This is a genomic window from Acinetobacter sp. 802_lipA (genome assembly GCF_058242885.1).
In genome coordinates this window covers 2,499,228-2,514,827 of sequence record NZ_JBZAYP010000001.1, presented here as the reverse complement: position 1 = coordinate 2,514,827, position 15,600 = coordinate 2,499,228, and the positions used below count along the sequence as shown (strand labels likewise).

Annotated in this window: 14 protein-coding genes and 1 pseudogene; 8 read left to right on the top strand and 7 right to left on the bottom strand. The window is 41.9% G+C overall.

All coding sequences use genetic code 11. From position 1 onward, the window contains the following. Positions 1-14: 14 nt before the first annotated feature. Both AC4CU3_RS12445 and AC4CU3_RS12440 read right to left on the bottom strand, forming a co-directional pair. Positions 15-734 (bottom strand): annotated as a pseudogene (locus tag AC4CU3_RS12445) (oxidoreductase); the annotation flags it as partial. A 108-nt stretch (positions 735-842) separates the two neighbouring features. Continuing rightward, positions 843-2,123: a carbohydrate porin gene (locus AC4CU3_RS12440; RefSeq protein WP_279043888.1), complete on the bottom strand. Its 1,281-nt coding sequence runs from the start codon at positions 2,121-2,123 to the stop codon at positions 843-845. Between the two features lie 353 nt (positions 2,124-2,476). On the opposite strand from AC4CU3_RS12440, the gene mutM reads away from it, so the two are divergent. Further along, positions 2,477-3,331 carry a bifunctional DNA-formamidopyrimidine glycosylase/DNA-(apurinic or apyrimidinic site) lyase gene (mutM, locus tag AC4CU3_RS12435; RefSeq protein WP_279043889.1) on the top strand — a complete coding sequence of 285 codons (855 nt, stop codon included), beginning with the start codon at positions 2,477-2,479 and terminating at the stop codon, positions 3,329-3,331. Next, positions 3,328-3,612, top strand: a complete 285-nt coding sequence (locus AC4CU3_RS12430) for a peptidylprolyl isomerase (protein WP_004695176.1) — start codon at positions 3,328-3,330, stop codon at positions 3,610-3,612. Before mutM ends, AC4CU3_RS12430 begins: the two co-directional genes overlap by 4 nt. A gap of 58 nt (positions 3,613-3,670) precedes the next feature. On the opposite strand, the gene AC4CU3_RS12425 is transcribed toward AC4CU3_RS12430, so the two are convergent. From AC4CU3_RS12425 to typA, 3 genes are all read right to left on the bottom strand, one after another. Further along, complete coding sequence (locus AC4CU3_RS12425; protein ID WP_279043890.1) at positions 3,671-4,000, bottom strand: gamma-glutamylcyclotransferase family protein; 330 nt, start codon at positions 3,998-4,000, stop codon at positions 3,671-3,673. 126 nt (positions 4,001-4,126) lie between these two features. Continuing rightward, on the bottom strand, positions 4,127-4,561 hold the full coding sequence (mscL, locus tag AC4CU3_RS12420; protein ID WP_126037829.1) for a large conductance mechanosensitive channel protein MscL: 435 nt from the start codon (positions 4,559-4,561) through the stop codon (positions 4,127-4,129). A gap of 201 nt (positions 4,562-4,762) precedes the next feature. Beyond that, positions 4,763-6,601 (bottom strand): translational GTPase TypA, encoded by a 1,839-nt coding sequence (gene typA / locus AC4CU3_RS12415; protein ID WP_004695169.1) that lies wholly within the window; start codon positions 6,599-6,601, stop codon positions 4,763-4,765. A 171-nt stretch (positions 6,602-6,772) separates the two neighbouring features. Between typA and AC4CU3_RS12410 the strand changes: the two genes are divergently transcribed. From AC4CU3_RS12410 to AC4CU3_RS12400, 3 genes are all read left to right on the top strand, one after another. Continuing rightward, complete coding sequence (locus AC4CU3_RS12410; RefSeq protein ID WP_195728246.1) at positions 6,773-8,143, top strand: uracil-xanthine permease family protein; 1,371 nt, start codon at positions 6,773-6,775, stop codon at positions 8,141-8,143. A gap of 67 nt (positions 8,144-8,210) precedes the next feature. Beyond that, positions 8,211-9,236, top strand: a complete 1,026-nt coding sequence (locus tag AC4CU3_RS12405; protein ID WP_419276892.1) for a methyltransferase — start codon at positions 8,211-8,213, stop codon at positions 9,234-9,236. A 9-nt stretch (positions 9,237-9,245) separates the two neighbouring features. After that, complete coding sequence (locus AC4CU3_RS12400) at positions 9,246-10,709, top strand: amino acid permease (protein WP_279698032.1); 1,464 nt, start codon at positions 9,246-9,248, stop codon at positions 10,707-10,709. Positions 10,710-11,359: 650 nt separating this feature from the next. Here AC4CU3_RS12400 and omp38 read toward each other — a convergent pair. Next, a complete protein-coding gene (omp38, locus tag AC4CU3_RS12395; protein WP_125274308.1) occupies positions 11,360-12,382 on the bottom strand; it encodes an outer membrane protein Omp38 in 1,023 nt (340 codons plus the stop codon). Positions 12,383-12,756: 374 nt separating this feature from the next. Here omp38 and AC4CU3_RS12390 point away from each other — a divergent pair, with 374 nt between their 5' ends. The 3 genes from AC4CU3_RS12390 to AC4CU3_RS12380 all read left to right on the top strand — a co-directional run bounded on the left by AC4CU3_RS12390 (position 12,757) and on the right by AC4CU3_RS12380 (position 15,193). Further along, a complete protein-coding gene (locus AC4CU3_RS12390) occupies positions 12,757-13,281 on the top strand; it encodes a GspH/FimT family pseudopilin (protein WP_490738257.1) in 525 nt (174 codons plus the stop codon). A gap of 100 nt (positions 13,282-13,381) precedes the next feature. Beyond that, positions 13,382-14,557 carry a thiolase family protein gene (locus tag AC4CU3_RS12385; RefSeq protein WP_490738256.1) on the top strand — a complete coding sequence of 392 codons (1,176 nt, stop codon included), beginning with the start codon at positions 13,382-13,384 and terminating at the stop codon, positions 14,555-14,557. A gap of 183 nt (positions 14,558-14,740) precedes the next feature. Next, the gene (locus tag AC4CU3_RS12380; RefSeq protein WP_234304545.1) at positions 14,741-15,193 is read left to right on the top strand and encodes a VOC family protein; all 453 of its coding nucleotides are present in this window, start codon (positions 14,741-14,743) and stop codon (positions 15,191-15,193) included. Between the two features lie 14 nt (positions 15,194-15,207). Here the strand turns inward: AC4CU3_RS12380 and AC4CU3_RS12375 are convergent, their stop codons facing one another. After that, on the bottom strand, positions 15,208-15,561 hold the full coding sequence (locus AC4CU3_RS12375) for a DMT family transporter (RefSeq protein WP_005400248.1): 354 nt from the start codon (positions 15,559-15,561) through the stop codon (positions 15,208-15,210). Between the last annotated feature and the right edge of the window lie 39 nt (positions 15,562-15,600).

Here is a 15,600-nt window from a genome sequence, read left to right as displayed (position 1 = left end):
TCTGTTGCGGTCGACTCCATCCAATCAGTTGCAGATAAACGTATACCTACGGGATAATTTTCAGGAACAGCTTGTTTAATGGCTTGGAATACTTCTAAGGTAAATCGAATGCGGTTTTCAAAACTTCCGCCATATTCATCAGTCCGTCGGTTCGACAGCGGTGACATGAACTGATGCAACAAATAGCCATGGGCTGCATGTAGCTCAATCAGCTCAAAGCCCGCATCTACTGCCCGTACTGCTGCACTGGCAAAGTCATCGATGATGTCTTGCATCTCCGCCACACTCAAAGCATGTGGTGCGTGCTCTTCGGGCTTAAAGGGGACATCACTGGCAGACACCGTTTGCCAACCATGCGGTTCATTCGGTTTGATTTGACCTTTTCCCGACCAAGGACGATCGGTCGATGCTTTACGCCCCGCATGTGCCAGTTGAATGGCAAAAGGCATTGGTGAAAGTGTTTTGACTTTTTGAAGCAAGGCCTTCATTTGTGCACGTTGCAAATCATTCCACAGCCCTAAATCCGCAAAACTGATTCGTCCCACAGCTTGTACGGCTGTCGCTTCAATAATACATAAGCCCGCACCAGACAAAGCATAATTGGCCCATTGTTGCTCATGCCAATAGCTCAGCTCACCCGCATCATTGGCTGAATATTGGCACATCGGCGCAATCACGATTTTATTTGTTAAGTTTAGATCCCCAAATTGAATGGGTTGAAATAATAATGGCATCACCGCTCTCCCTGTACTCACTATGATCTATAACAAATAAAGTGCCTTGCATTCAACGCTAAAAGTGCAAATCTGCTGTCAAACCTTTGCACTTTTATGGCTATCCATTTAGAAAATAATGCGGCTTCCGAGCCCCAAGACCAATGCATTATCCACCACATGGCTTGAACCTGAGTTGACCACATACTGAATGTTGGGACGTAACATTAACCACGGCGTAGCGTTATAGCTATAGTTCAGTTCAATATTGTATTCCGCGCTCGCATCATACTGTGCTTTCCCCGCAGTGAATCGCTCATTCAGATGTACACGATTCACCCCCAAACCTACAATATCCGTCGGATGCTGTTCAAATACCCCAATGTATTTCAGCCCCACTTGTTGCGAGTTGTCTACTTTATTGGTGATGCGGTCATGCCATGTAAAGTTGGCAAAACTATGCAAACCTTGGCGCCCTGCACCCGTTGAAGTCAGTTGCTGTTCGATGGCAATCCATCCTGCAAATGTCCGGTCTTCGCCAACCACACCTTTGCTATAAGCCACGTCATATTGGTTATTCGGATCATCTGCGGTGTTATAAATCCCACCAACCCGATAGCTCCCCGCCAAACCATTGAACAGTGCTTTCGGTGTCCAAATCACTTCCACAGGAATAGTCACACCATCGGCATGCTCTGTGTCTAGGCTCCAACCTTGTCCTTCGGCTTTTCCATTGCCATTATCTGGATTGAATTCATAAACACCCACTTGAGTTGTCACTTCAGGGGTCAGTTGGTACTTAATACGACCACCCCATTGTGAAACCGGCGTATTCATCCAGATATTACCCTGCCATTTCCCCATTTGCGCGGCACAAAAGGCATTACTGACAAAATCACACGCCATCACATCAAAATCAGAACCCAAACCCAGTCGCCCAACTTTGACACTGAGCCCTTGTTCTTTAAATCGCTTTTCAATCGAAAGCTCAGATAAACGGCTGTCTTGGTTTCCACGGCCATAGGTGGCTTGCACATTGGCTAATTGCGGTGCAGAAGGATATTGCAAATCTCGAATTGAGGTACTTTGTCCTTGACGCGCAGTCGCAACAAAACGAATGGTGACCCCTTCCCAGCCGGCTAGCTTTTCTAAATCAAATTGTGTGCCTAACCAAAACTGCGAAGCGGTACTTGGGCTTGCACCTGCATTATGCCCGCCATCCGCCAAATAGTTGGTATCTGTTAAAGCATTGGCTTCAAACTTAATGCCTTTTTGCGCCAATTCAGTTCGTTTTCCCTGCCAGTCACCAAACAAATACTGACCCTGTACATCTAACATCTGCTCCGCATGACTCACTGTCGCCCAGGCACACATTGCTGTTGCAAATAAAGAGAAAGAAAACTGTCGCATAAAACCCAAGCCCCAAACTAAAATGAAGAACAATCCATTTCATTTAAATGAAAAATTTAATGAAAAGTACATAATTTTTAAATAAAGATCTCAGCAAAATTTTTATCATTAAGTCAAAAAAAAGTTATCAATATCGCCCACAGCTATAAATAGAAGATTTGATTTGAGTGATTCATGGCAGTTTTCACTCAATTCAAGAATGCTATTTAAAGAGGATGATTCCTGATCACAACAGACAATCCCGCACTTTAGCTTTCTAAAAATGTGCTAAAGCCAAGCCTCTCGCTGAAATCACTTGCAATCTCGCGTGTACACCGCAATATTAGCCTCAAGTTTTATCAGCTCATGTTGCCATGCCAGAATTACCCGAAGTTGAAACCACCAAAGCCAGTTTAGCTCCGTTATTAGATCAACAAGTGCTCAGTGTTGAAGTTCGCCAGTCGAGCCTGCGCTGGCCGATTCCCGCCGATCTCAACAAACTGGTGGGACAGCGTTTAATTCAACTCAAACGCCGTTCTAAATACATTTTGGCCGTTTTTGAACAAGATACGATGCTTTGGCATTTGGGCATGTCAGGGAGTTTCCGTATTTGTGAGGTGGGTGAAACCCTGCGTAAACACGATCATTTGATTATTCGTTTTGAAGATGTCGAGCTACGCTATCATGACCCACGCCGCTTCGGCTGTATTTTATGGCTGGATGAATATTCGCAAACCAAGTTAATCGATACCCTTGGGCCTGAACCGCTGAGTGCTGATTTTAACGCTGAATATTTAAGCCAAAAGTTAAAAAACAAACAGGTCGGCATAAAAGTTGCAATCATGGATAACCATGTGGTGGTTGGTGTTGGAAATATCTATGCCACAGAGAGTTTGTTTAATTTGGGCATACACCCTGCGCAAGTGGCATCTAGTTTAACACCCAGCCAAATTGAAAAATTGGTGGTCGAGATTAAACGTATTTTGCAGCAGGCCATCGATTTAGGTGGTTCTACCCTGCGGGACTATTCCAACGCAATGGGTGAAAATGGTTACTTTCAACAAACCTTATTGGCTTATGGCCGAGCAGGTGAAATGTGTGTGAACTGCGAGACTACGCTTGAAAACATTAAACTGGGACAGCGTGCTTCTGTATTTTGTCCCGAATGCCAACCGCTGAAAAAAGTGCAACCTAAGCCCAAAGCCACAGCTCGAGGAAAAACCAAATGAAAACTGCCATTGTTCGTCATATTTTGGTCAAAGACAAAGACCTCGCTGAACAACTGAAAAAGAAAATCCACGATGGTGCCGATTTCGCCAAAATTGCCAAGCAATATTCCACCTGTAATTCAGCTAAGCGCGGTGGTGAACTGGGTGAAGTCAAAAAAGGCCAACTGGTGCCTGTAATTGATAAATTGGTTTTTAGTGCAGCTGAAAAAGTACTACATGGCCCCATCAAGAGCCAATTTGGTTTTCATTTACTAGAAATTAAATTCCGTATGGATTTTTAGAAGCATGCGCGTTGTGTGATGTGTTTAAGCCTAAGCACATCACGAACACTGTATTTGATTAAGCCTCTTTCATCTCATATGTCCAAGCATCAACGTGTTCGCCTGACTCCAACATCCCTTGTACCCTCACCCGTTGATACTGTATCCCTTCAAACTCATCCAACGCATCCCAATGTTCGGTTAATTTTTCACTGCTAAAAAAATATCCTTCAACTGCTGCTGCTTGCGGATTTAAAACAATGGCGAATAAGCCTTTGTCAGGTCCCCAATCCAAAATATGCACCACGCCATGCACATAGCCTTTTTGCCATGTTCCACCTATACGCTCTAAAAGATGGGCATTTTCATGATTTGGACGGAGCGTCCCATAGACAAATAATTGATTCATTCGGCATCACCACAGCTATTCAATCAGCGCGCATCATAAAGTCAAAATTGTACAAAAACCAGTCTTTCGATAAGTCTCAGACATAAAAAACGGCACTTGATGTGCCGTTTTATTTTAACCGTTCGATTACTGACGTTTTTTCAATTCATCACGAATTTCACGTAGTAACTCGATATCTTCTGGCGTTGCTGCTGGTTCTGGCGCTGCTTCTTCTTGTTTACGGCGCATACGATTAATCATTTTCACCATTAAGAACACCACCCATGCCAAAATGATGAAGTTAATTAAAATCGTAAGGAAGTTACCATAAGTCAGGACGTTCACCCCAGCTTTGGTCAACTCATCTAAAGACTGTAAATTATTTGGGTTGTCCCCCAAAACAAAGAACTTTTGTGTGAAATCCACACCACCGCCAGTGATCACAGTAATCAATGGCATGATGATGTCTTTCACCAATGAATCGACAATTTTACCAAATGCACCACCGATGATTACACCGACAGCCAAATCAATCATGTTGCCTTTTACCGCAAATTCGCGGAATTCTTGAACAATACTCATCTAAATCTCCAGTTATTTTTTGACTTTAATTTATGTGACGAAGTATACATTAATTTTATAGCTTCATTTCCACGTAATTTACTCGGAAATCATCTGCTTTTATATATTTGTTTGCTAATTTTAAACAAAAAAATGCCATCAATAAATTGATGGCATTTTTAAATGTCGCGGCCCCGCATGGGGCAACATCATTTTTAAAACTTATTTACCAGAACGGTTACGTTTACGTTCGTTTTCAGTCAAGTAACGCTTACGGATACGGATTGACTTAGGTGTTACTTCAACTAACTCATCATCTTCAATGAATTCAAGCGCTTGTTCAAGCGTATATTCAACAGCAGGAACAAGAGTCAACGCATCATCAGTACCAGAAGCACGTACGTTTGTTAACTGTTTTGCTTTAGTTGGGTTAACTGTCATGTCATCTGAACGAGAGTTAATACCAATGATCATACCTTCGTAAACTTCTAACTGAGGTTTAGCAAATAGACGACCACGGTCTTGCAATGTGAACAATGCATAGCCAAGGCAAGTACCCTGAACCATAGAAATCAACACACCGTTTTGACGTTTCGCAACAGTACCTTGTTTCATTGGACCGTAATGCGAGAAGCTTGAAGTCATGATTCCTGTACCAGAAGTCATGGTCAAGAATTCAGAACGGAAACCAATTAAGCCACGTGAAGGAACAGTTGCTTCAATACGGATACGGCCTTTACCGTCAACTTCCATATTCGTCATTTCGCCTTTACGGTGACCCATTTGTTCCATTACAGAACCTTGGTGCTGTTCTTCAACGTCAAATGTTACGTTTTCGTATGGCTCTTGCTTTTCGCCATCAACTTCTTTCAAGATTACTTGTGGACGAGATACGCCCATCTCGAAGCCTTCACGACGCATGTTTTCAATAAGAACTGAAAGGTGAAGTTCACCACGACCAGATACTTTGAAACGGTCTGGACTATCAGTGTCTTCAACACGTAACGCTACGTTATGAATTAATTCGCGGTCTAAACGCTCACGGATGTTACGTGAAGTTACGAATTTACCTTCTTTACCAGCAAACGGAGAGTTGTTTACTTGGAAAGTCATCGTTACTGTAGGTTCATCTACAGACAATGGTGGTAAAGCTTCAACATTTTTCGGATCACAGATTGTGTCAGAGATATGAAGTTCATCAATACCTGTGATACATACGATATCGCCTGCTTGAGCAGAATCAACATCAACACGTTCTAAACCGTGGTAACCCATGATTTTTAAGATACGACCGTTACGAGTCTTACCTTCTTTATCAATTACAGTAACTTGAGTGTTCAAACCAACTGAACCACGTTGAATACGACCAACACCGATAACACCTACGAAGCTGTTATAGTCAAGTGAAGAAATCTGCATTTGGAATGGACCATCAACATCAACTGCTGGTGGCTCAACAATGTCTACAATTGTTTGGAACAATGGAGTCATATCTTCAGCAAGTTCTTCTGGAGATGGACCAGCAACACCACGAAGACCTGAAGCGTAAACAACTGGGAAGTCTAACTGTTCGTCAGAACCACCAAGGTTATCAAACAAATCAAATACTTGGTCAATAACCCAATCTGGACGCGCGCTTGGCTTGTCGACTTTGTTGATAATTACGATTGGCTTCAAACCACGTGCGAACGCTTTTTGCGTTACGAAACGAGTTTGTGGCATTGGACCTTCTTGAGAGTCAACAAGAAGAAGTACACAGTCAACCATAGACATTACGCGTTCAACTTCACCACCGAAGTCCGCGTGTCCTGGGGTGTCGACGATGTTAATACGGTATTCTGTATTGGTACGTGCATCTAACCATTTGATTGCAGTGTTTTTTGCAAGAATGGTAATACCACGTTCACTTTCAATCGCGCCTGAATCCATGACACGCTCAATCTCGCCTGCACGATCGCCAAGTGCACCTGATTGCTGTAAAAGTTTGTCTACTAGAGTGGTTTTACCGTGGTCAACGTGCGCAATGATGGCAATGTTGCGGAGAGTTTTGATATCTGACATGTAAATTCGATACGCCTAAAGTTTGAGGGCAAATTATACAGAAAAATAATAGAATTTAGTAGTGACAGTTTATTGACAGACTCATTTTTTTTGATAAGTAGTGTGTAATTAATTTTGTAAAGCTGTGTAAAGCGATTAGAATAGCGCCACCTTGCTAACACCCTTTGACATATGTCTGATCAAAATCTCTCTCCCAATCAAACAGATCAACTCGATTTGGTCTATGGTTTAAACGACCGCCCTCGCCCAATCATTGCTTTTCTTGCTGCCTTTCAACATCTCCTTGCAATTATTGTCCCAATTGTTACTCCGGGCTTACTCATCTGTCTAGCGCTTGGTGTGTCGAAAGAAGACACCAACATGATTTTATCCATGTCTTTGGTCATCTCAGGGATTGCAACCTTCTTACAATGTAAAAAAGTTGGACCTTTTGGTGCAGGCTTATTAATTGTTCAGGGCACCAGTTTTAACTTTATCGGCCCGATTATTGGAATTGGCTCTGCCATGGTTGCTGCAGGTACTCCTGTAGAATCCGTCATGGCTGCAATTTTTGGTGTGGTAATCGCAGGTTCATTTATTGAAATGGGCGTGTCACGTATTCTGCCGTGGGTGAAAATGCTCATTACCCCATTGGTAACAGGCATTGTGGTGTTATTGATTGGTTTGACTCTCATTAAAGAAGGTCTGATCAGCATGGGTGGTGGCTATCAAGCCATGTCAAACAATACCTTTGCCAATGCAGACAACTTAATCATGTCCTGTACAGTACTGGCACTGATCATTATATTGAACCGTATTCGCATTACTTGGGTAAAAAGTTCGGCTATTTTAATCGCACTGATTGTCGGTTATGTGTTGGCAGGCTTTATGGGGCATCTCGACTTTTCAGGTCTTCAGGATGCACCTCTGGTTCAAATTCCAACCCCAATGCACTTTGGTTTAGACTTCTCTTGGAGTTTGTTTATTCCAATGGCCTTTATTTACCTTGTGACCTCTTTAGAGGCGATTGGTGATATTACGGCAACCTCTAAACTCTCGAACCAACCTGTCGATGGTGCAACATGGATGGAGCGTATTAAAGGTGGTGTCTTGGTGAATGGTGCAAACTCTTTCCTTGCGGGTATTTTCAACACCTTCCCTAGCTCGGTCTTTGCACAAAACAATGGCGTAATTCAACTCACTGGCGTTGCGAGCCGTTATGTCGGCATCTGGATTGCCGCATTATTGGTGATTCTAGGTTTACTCCCTGCTGTTGCAGGTGTGATTCAGGCAGTGCCTCAAGCTGTTTTAGGCGGCGCTGTGATGGTGATGTTTGGAGCTGTAGCAGCTTCTGGAATTAACATTCTGTCAGGTATTCATCTTGACCGCCGCGCACTACTGATTATTGCCATTTCATTGGCACTCGGTTTAGGTGTTGCACAAGTTCCACAAATTTTGGAACACTTACCTGAATTATTCCGTAACATCTTCAGTTCAGGTGTTGCGACAGGTGGTATTGCAGCATTGTTATTAAATATTATTCTTCCTGAAACGAAGAAATAATTGTTCATTTCAGTATGCACTTTGCCCAGCACTGTCTGGGCATCGTTTTTACAATGGAGTATATAAAATGGATCCACGAAGTGAAGTTGTTCTTCGCCAGCAAGAATTTCTCTCTGGTTCAGTTTTACTGGTCAATGCACCGTGTGACGAATTAAATACACAGCTGATTGATGCTGTAGAGCCACATTTTTGGACATGGAATTTTAACGAATTACAATATTTCCAAAACCAACAAAGTGATGTGCATTTTGGTACAGATTTGCCTGATGTCGCTTTTGATCAAGCTATCGTGTTTGTTCCAAAGTCAAAAGAACTACTCAATTATGTCCTACACCAACTGGTCAGCCGTTTGGCCGTAGGCGCATCGATATTTTTAGTCGGTGAAAAGAAAGGCGGTGTAGAACGCGCTTCTAAACAGCTGCAACCTTTTGGCAAAACCCTCAAATTAGACAGCGCTCGACATTGTCAAATGTGGCAGTTAGTCACCGAAAAAACCGTAACGGCAAAACCTTTGGCTGATTGGGCACAACTCTATACAGTGCCAACCCCGAAAGGTGAATTACAGATTTGCGCATTACCGGGTGTGTTTAGTCAAAATCGTCTAGACGTGGGCACAGCGGTTTTATTGCCTCATCTTTCACAGGTCACTTCTGGAAAAATTGCAGACTTTGGCTGTGGTGCAGGTGTAATCAGTGCTTATTTGGCCAAGTTAAATCCGAAAAATCGCATTTTTGCACTGGATGTCGATGCCTTTGCACTCGCTTCAACAAAAATGACTTTTGAGAAAAATAACCTTTTACCAGAACAACTTGAGATTAAGGCGGTACACGGAATTGAGGATGCTCCTCTGTTTTTACACGCAATCGTCAGTAATCCCCCATTCCATCAAGGCATTCATACAGATTACAATGCCAGCGAAAATTTATGCAAAACATCCCGTCGCCATCTTAAATCGGATGGCGAGTTGTGGATTGTTGCCAACCGCTTTCTGAATTATCCATTACTCATTGAGCAAAGTTTTGGCCAATGTACAACCAAAGCCGATCAACAAGGCTTTAAAGTGCTGTTTGCCAGCACACAAAAGAAATCTTAAGGAACAATGATGAGCGAAACGACTCAACCAGCTCAACTCAAGCGGAAGCTTGGAGCTCGCCATCTGAATATGATCGCCATTGGTGGTTCAATTGGTACAGGTTTATTCCTTGCCTCAGGTGCAACCATTGCAAATGCTGGCCCTGGCGGGGCGTTATTGGCCTACTGCTTAATTGGTGTGATGATTTACTTTCTCATGACCAGTCTGGGTGAGTTGGCAACACACAACCCAACATCCGGTGCATTTTTCACCTATGGCACCAAGTATGTTGAAGGCGGTTTTGGTTTCGCCCTTGGCTGGAACTATTGGTATAACTGGGCCATTACGGTTGCATTTGAATTGGTTGCAGTTCAATTCATCATGAAATTCTGGTTTCCCGACCTGCCCGGTTTCTACTGGAGTGCTCTCTTCTTAGCTGTTGTCTTTGGGATCAATGCACTGACAGTCAAAGGCTTTGGTGAAAGTGAATTCTTCTTCTCCTTGGTTAAAGTCCTTGCCATCATTGTGTTTATCATCATTGGTATTTTCATGATTGGTAAAATCATGATGACGCCTGGTGTTGCAACTTTTGCCAACTGGACCAAAGGTGAAGCGCCCTTCGTTGGTGGCTTATCGGCACTGATTGGTGTGGCGATGATTGCAGGGTTCTCGTTTCAAGGTACCGAAATGGTCGGTGTTGCTGCAGGTGAATCGAAAGATCCGCAAAAGACGATTCCGATTGCCATCAAACAGATTTTTTGGCGTATTCTACTGTTTTATGTGGTGTGTATTTTCATTATCGGCACGCTCATTTCATATGATGATCCACTTCTGCTACAAGCAGCTTCATCAGAGAATATTGCACTCTCTCCATTTACCTTACTCTATGAAAAAGCGGGGTTTGCCTTTGCAGCCAGCGTGATGAATGCCGTGATTTTAACCGCGATTCTATCGGCAGGTAACTCGGGGATGTATTCATCGACGCGCATGCTGTTCAATATGGCTCAAAATGGCAGTGCACCTAAAGTGTTTGCCAAATTAGACCCTCGCGGCGTACCTATGAATGCGCTTTATGCGACAACAGCAATTGCTGCACTTTGCTTCTTAACTACTTTCATTGGAGAAGAACAGGTCTTTAATTGGCTGCTCAACATGTCAGGTATGTGTGGCTTTATTGTTTGGTTAGGAATTGCTGTTTCACATTATCGTTTCCGTAAAGGCTATGTTGCCCAAGGTCATAAGGTTGAAGACTTAGCTTATCGTGCAAAATTCTTCCCATTTGCACCGTGGTTTGCCTTTATTCTATGTGCCATTGTTGTTTTAGGTCAAAACTACCAAGCAGTACTTGATGGCGAATGGCTCTCTGTTTTATCGACCTATATTGGTATTTTCTTATTCTTGACAATTTGGCTTGGTTATAAATGGAAATACAAAACCAAACTGGTTTCTTACCAAGAAATGGATGTCAGTCCAATGAATCCTGATCGCGAATAAAATCCTTTCATCATAAAAGACAGCCTTCGGGCTGTTTTTTTATTATCATTTATCCATTTGCTAAAGCCGTAAAGCATAAATTAATAACGCAATTTTCAATAAGACAGTTTAATTATTGAAGTTACATAGAATCGATAGTTATGACTCGGATCTAGCCTAAACTTAGTTAATATTCTGCAACCAGCATCCGCTCACTTATACGATTAACAATTTACATATCTAGGTTGTAAAAATTTAGCCTCTCAATTCGCACAGCAATAACTAAATGTTACGGTTCATTGAGTACTGATCTCTATCAAATTCCTAGCCCCCTAAATATCAAGCCAGAAATATTATCTCGCTGGCAAACAAATCTTTATAAAACTAAATCATTAGAAATATCCATTCATTCTAAAGGCAAAATTATTATCGATGTCGTGAAGCATGAGTGACGAAAATCCACTTTTCATTCTTCTTATATTCATCCTCTAAAATTAAATACTTCTAACTGTATTTAATATCCTATACGTAACTAACCATGACCACCGTAAGCCTTAAAGGCTCTTGTATTGAGCTTGAGTTTATTTTCAACGATTTGAGTTAACATAAATTTCATTATTTTAGACATAAAAAAACGACTCCGAAGAGTCGTTTTTTAGTTAAAACTCAGATTATTGAGCTTGAACTGTACGGCTGCCAGAAATTGTCGCGAATACACGACGGTTCATAGCACGGCCTTCTTTAGTGTTGTTGTCAGCAATCGGTTGGTCCCAAGCGAAACCTTGAGTAGACAAACGAGCTGGGTCAACGTTGTATTCGTTTACTAGAGACGATTTAACAGAGTTAGCACGAGCTAAAGATAAACGTTCGTTCAATGCACGTGGACCAGTATTGTCTGTGTGACCTTCGATGCGAGCAGTAGCATTTGGATATTCCACTAACTTCTCAGCAACTTTAGCGATTTCTGGCTTGTATTGGTCTTTGATGTTTGATTTGTTTGTATCAAAGAACACACGAAGTTCCATGTTAAGGTCTTCAGTTAACTCTTGTGGTTGAACTGGAGCAACTGGCTCAACTGGAGCAACTTCTACTACTGGAGCAGCAGGTTTCAAGTGACCACCAAGAACTACGTTAAGACCAGCAAGTGCTGTGTAGTTCCAGAAATCTTCATCGATATTGTAAGTAGCACGAGCTTCAGTACGTAAAGACAAAGCATCGTTCAAGCGCCAGAAAGCACCGAAACCAGCATTACCTAAAGTACCTTCTTCTTTAAGGCCACGACCAGCACGACCTAGATCGTTATCAAACTCGTATTTGTAGTGACCAGCACCTAAAAGTACATATGGCTTGATTTTGCTGTCGTAGTTTTTAGTAATCAAGTCAGAAGTAGCATAGAAATTACCGTTGATTTGCGTTTGCTTGTATTCAGCATTCGCTTGGTCAACCATGTCACCTTTAACTTGGTTGTATTCCGCTTCAAAACCTAACCAAGGAGTAAGCTCTACACCAAGTGCAGCACCAACAAATAGGTCATCATCCATTTGAGCTGAATCAGTCAAATGATCACCACCATTATTATGTTGAGTGTCTTGGAAAGTGTAACCAAGCATTAATGGAGTAACAGTTACGCCCGCGTTTGCAGCAGCTAAAGGAGCAGCTACGAGCATTGCTAATGCAATACGACTCATTTTCATGGATTTATCCTCCAGAGATAACAATTGTTTTTCAAGCTTAAGCTTAAAATTATTTAACCATTCTGAGATAGGCTTTTTTATACCCCAGTTTTATTTTTAAGCTATTCGCAATGAATCATACAAACACTTTATTTTTTTTCCAAGTGCTTGATAACTTTAATCAAGTAAATTATTGACAAAATTACTTACAATTTCCGTTGTAATTCGGTAATTTTTTACTCAATTTTTACTTGCGAATAGCTTATTTTCACTTGTCTTACATTTTAACAGCTTTTTAAACAAGTTGAGTACTACTAATTATGTATAAAATTTGTTTGATAAACAAAGCTTTAATAAATAAAAAATAGCCCACAACAATAAAACTGGATAACCATATGTTTTTTATCAATAAAAAAGGGTTCACCTTATTTGAACTCATGATCACTATTAGCATTATTATGATCATTTGTACAATCGCGCTTCCTCACTTTCATCAGTATATGGCCTCACAAGAGCGCAGCAAAACACTGAATACATTACGAAATAGTATTCAGGCAGCCAAAAACATGGCCAACCTGCAACGTCAAAATATCACCATTTGTCCAAGTCAAGACCTCGTTCAATGTCAGAATCATCAATGGAACACAGGCTTTATTGTATTTATCGATAATAATAAAAACCGACGAGTAGATACCAGCGAAACGATTATTCGGACAGAACAACAGCAGCTCAAATATGGCAATCTTGATTGGCGTGGCGCACTCACTCTTCCATCTTTAAGCTTCAAAGCTGAAAATGGCCTCCCCCTTGGCTCAAATGGAACCTTCTATTACTGCTCTATACAAAGTCAGGATCACTTTAAACTGGTCATGAGCAAAATGGGGCAGATCCGAACTGAACTCATCAATACCTGTAACTAGACCCATGAGTCCATAATCACGTTTTCAGCTTTTCTCTCGAGTAAATTTACATATACTGCTTAAGTTTCCAACAAAACGTATAAGTGATTCGGAGAAGAAAATGACAGACATCGTGATTGTAAATGGTGCACGTACGGCAATGGGCGGTTTTCAAGGCAGTTTAGCAAGTGTGACCGCTCCAGAACTCGGTGCTGTGACGATTAAAGAAGCGATTGCTCGTGCTGGCCTACACGCAAACGATGTAGAAGAAGTAATCATGGGCTGTGTTCTACCTGCAGGATTAAAGCAAGGTCCAGCACGTCAAGCTATGCGCCAAGCAGGTTTACCTGATTCAACAGGTGCCGTGACCATCAATAAATTATGTGGTTCTGGCATGAAAGCGGTAATGCAAGGTGCGGATATGATCAAAGCAGGTTCGGCAAATATCGTGGTTGCAGGTGGCATGGAGTCGATGACCAATGCACCTTATATTTTAACCAAAGCACGCGCCGGCTACCGTATGGGGCATGGCGATGTTAAAGACCACATGTTCCTTGACGGTTTAGAGGATGCTGAAACAGGTCGATTGATGGGTTCTTTTGCACAAGATATGGCCAATACCCGTGGCTATACGCGTGAGCAAATGGATGCTTTCGCGATTCGCTCTTTAGAGCGCGCACAAACAGCGGTCAACGAAGGTTACTTTGCCGATGAAATCGTGCCTGTGACAGTTTCATCTCGCAAAGGTGATGTTGTCGTTGATAAAGATGAACAACCGTTCAATGCCAACATTGCAAAAATTCCAAGCCTTCGTCCTGCTTTTGCTAAAGACGGCACCATCACTGCAGCAAATGCAAGTTCAATCTCGGATGGCGCATCCGCACTAGTTTTAACTTCAGCAGAAAATGCATCGAACAAAGGTTTAGCACCATTAGCCAAAATTGTGGCTTATGCATCGAATTCACAACATCCATCAGAGTTCACCATTGCACCAGTCGGTGCAATTGAAAAAGTGCTTAAGAAAACAGGTTGGAATGCGCAGGACGTAGACCTTTGGGAAATCAATGAAGCTTTTGCGATGGTAACTATGTGTCCAATCGACGACTTCAAACTTGATCCAGCAAAAGTGAACATCAATGGTGGAGCTTGCGCATTGGGTCACCCTGTCGGCTCAACTGGTTCACGTATTATCCTGACTTTAATTCATGCGCTTAAACGTACAGGTGGTAAAAAAGGGATTGCGGCACTCTGCATCGGCGGTGGTGAAGCGACTGCTGTAGCGATTGAATTACTTTAAGATTCAAGCAACTTTCTTTTATTGACATATTTTATACAATAAAAGATTGGATGATTAGCTGATATAAAAGCGGCATTTATGAAAATCCCTCGACTGCGAGGGATTTTTTATTACAAGATTGTATTAGGGGCGATCTCAACGACTTGTTAAAATAACGTCGAAAAAAACAACAAGGATAAGATAATGCAACTGAATCACTACCTCAACTTTGATGGTCAAACTGAAGCCGCTTTTAATTTTTACAAATCTGTCTTTGGTGGAGAGTTTGCAACGTTCATGCGTTATGGAGACTTACCTTCAGATGAAAGTTCAGTCGCCCTTTCTGACGCTGATCAACAAAAAATCATGCATGTTTCACTTCCCATCAATGCCAGCACGATTTTGATGGCTTCGGATACCAACGATCAGTTTTGTGCCCAAAGCAATACTGTCTTTACTGTAGGCAACAACCATTATATTTCGATTAACTTGGATGCCCATGAACAAGCCGATGCAAAACGCTTATTTGATGCACTTTCAGTCAATGGAAAAATAGAGATGCCTCTAGAAAAAACCTTTTGGGGCGCACTCTATGGTGCATTTACCGATCAATTTGGAGTGAAATGGATGGTGAATTGCCAATTAGAAGAAGGATAAAATGCATCTTCTTTTTAAACATCAATATTTGAAAATTGCGCAATAATAGTGAGCCCCACGGTAATAAAACCAATACCGAGCCATCCAGCCAAATCGATGTTCTGCCCTAAAAATGCTTTAGCAAGGAGTGCTGTAGCGATGACACCAATGCCAGACCACAGCACATATAAAATTCCCGCTTGCATAAATTTCAAGGCATAGGCTGCACACGCAAAAGAAATCATATAAAGTACTAGTGCAATGCCTTGATCCAACTTATTGACCAAGCCATTACCTTTGGCGGAATAAAAAGTCGAAAGCACATCTGTAGCAATAGCAATAAGTAACCAAATGACACCGGGATTAATTTTTGCAAAAAGTGCCATCATGTCCAATTTACCTGCTTCTTTTGCTTCAATTTGTTCATC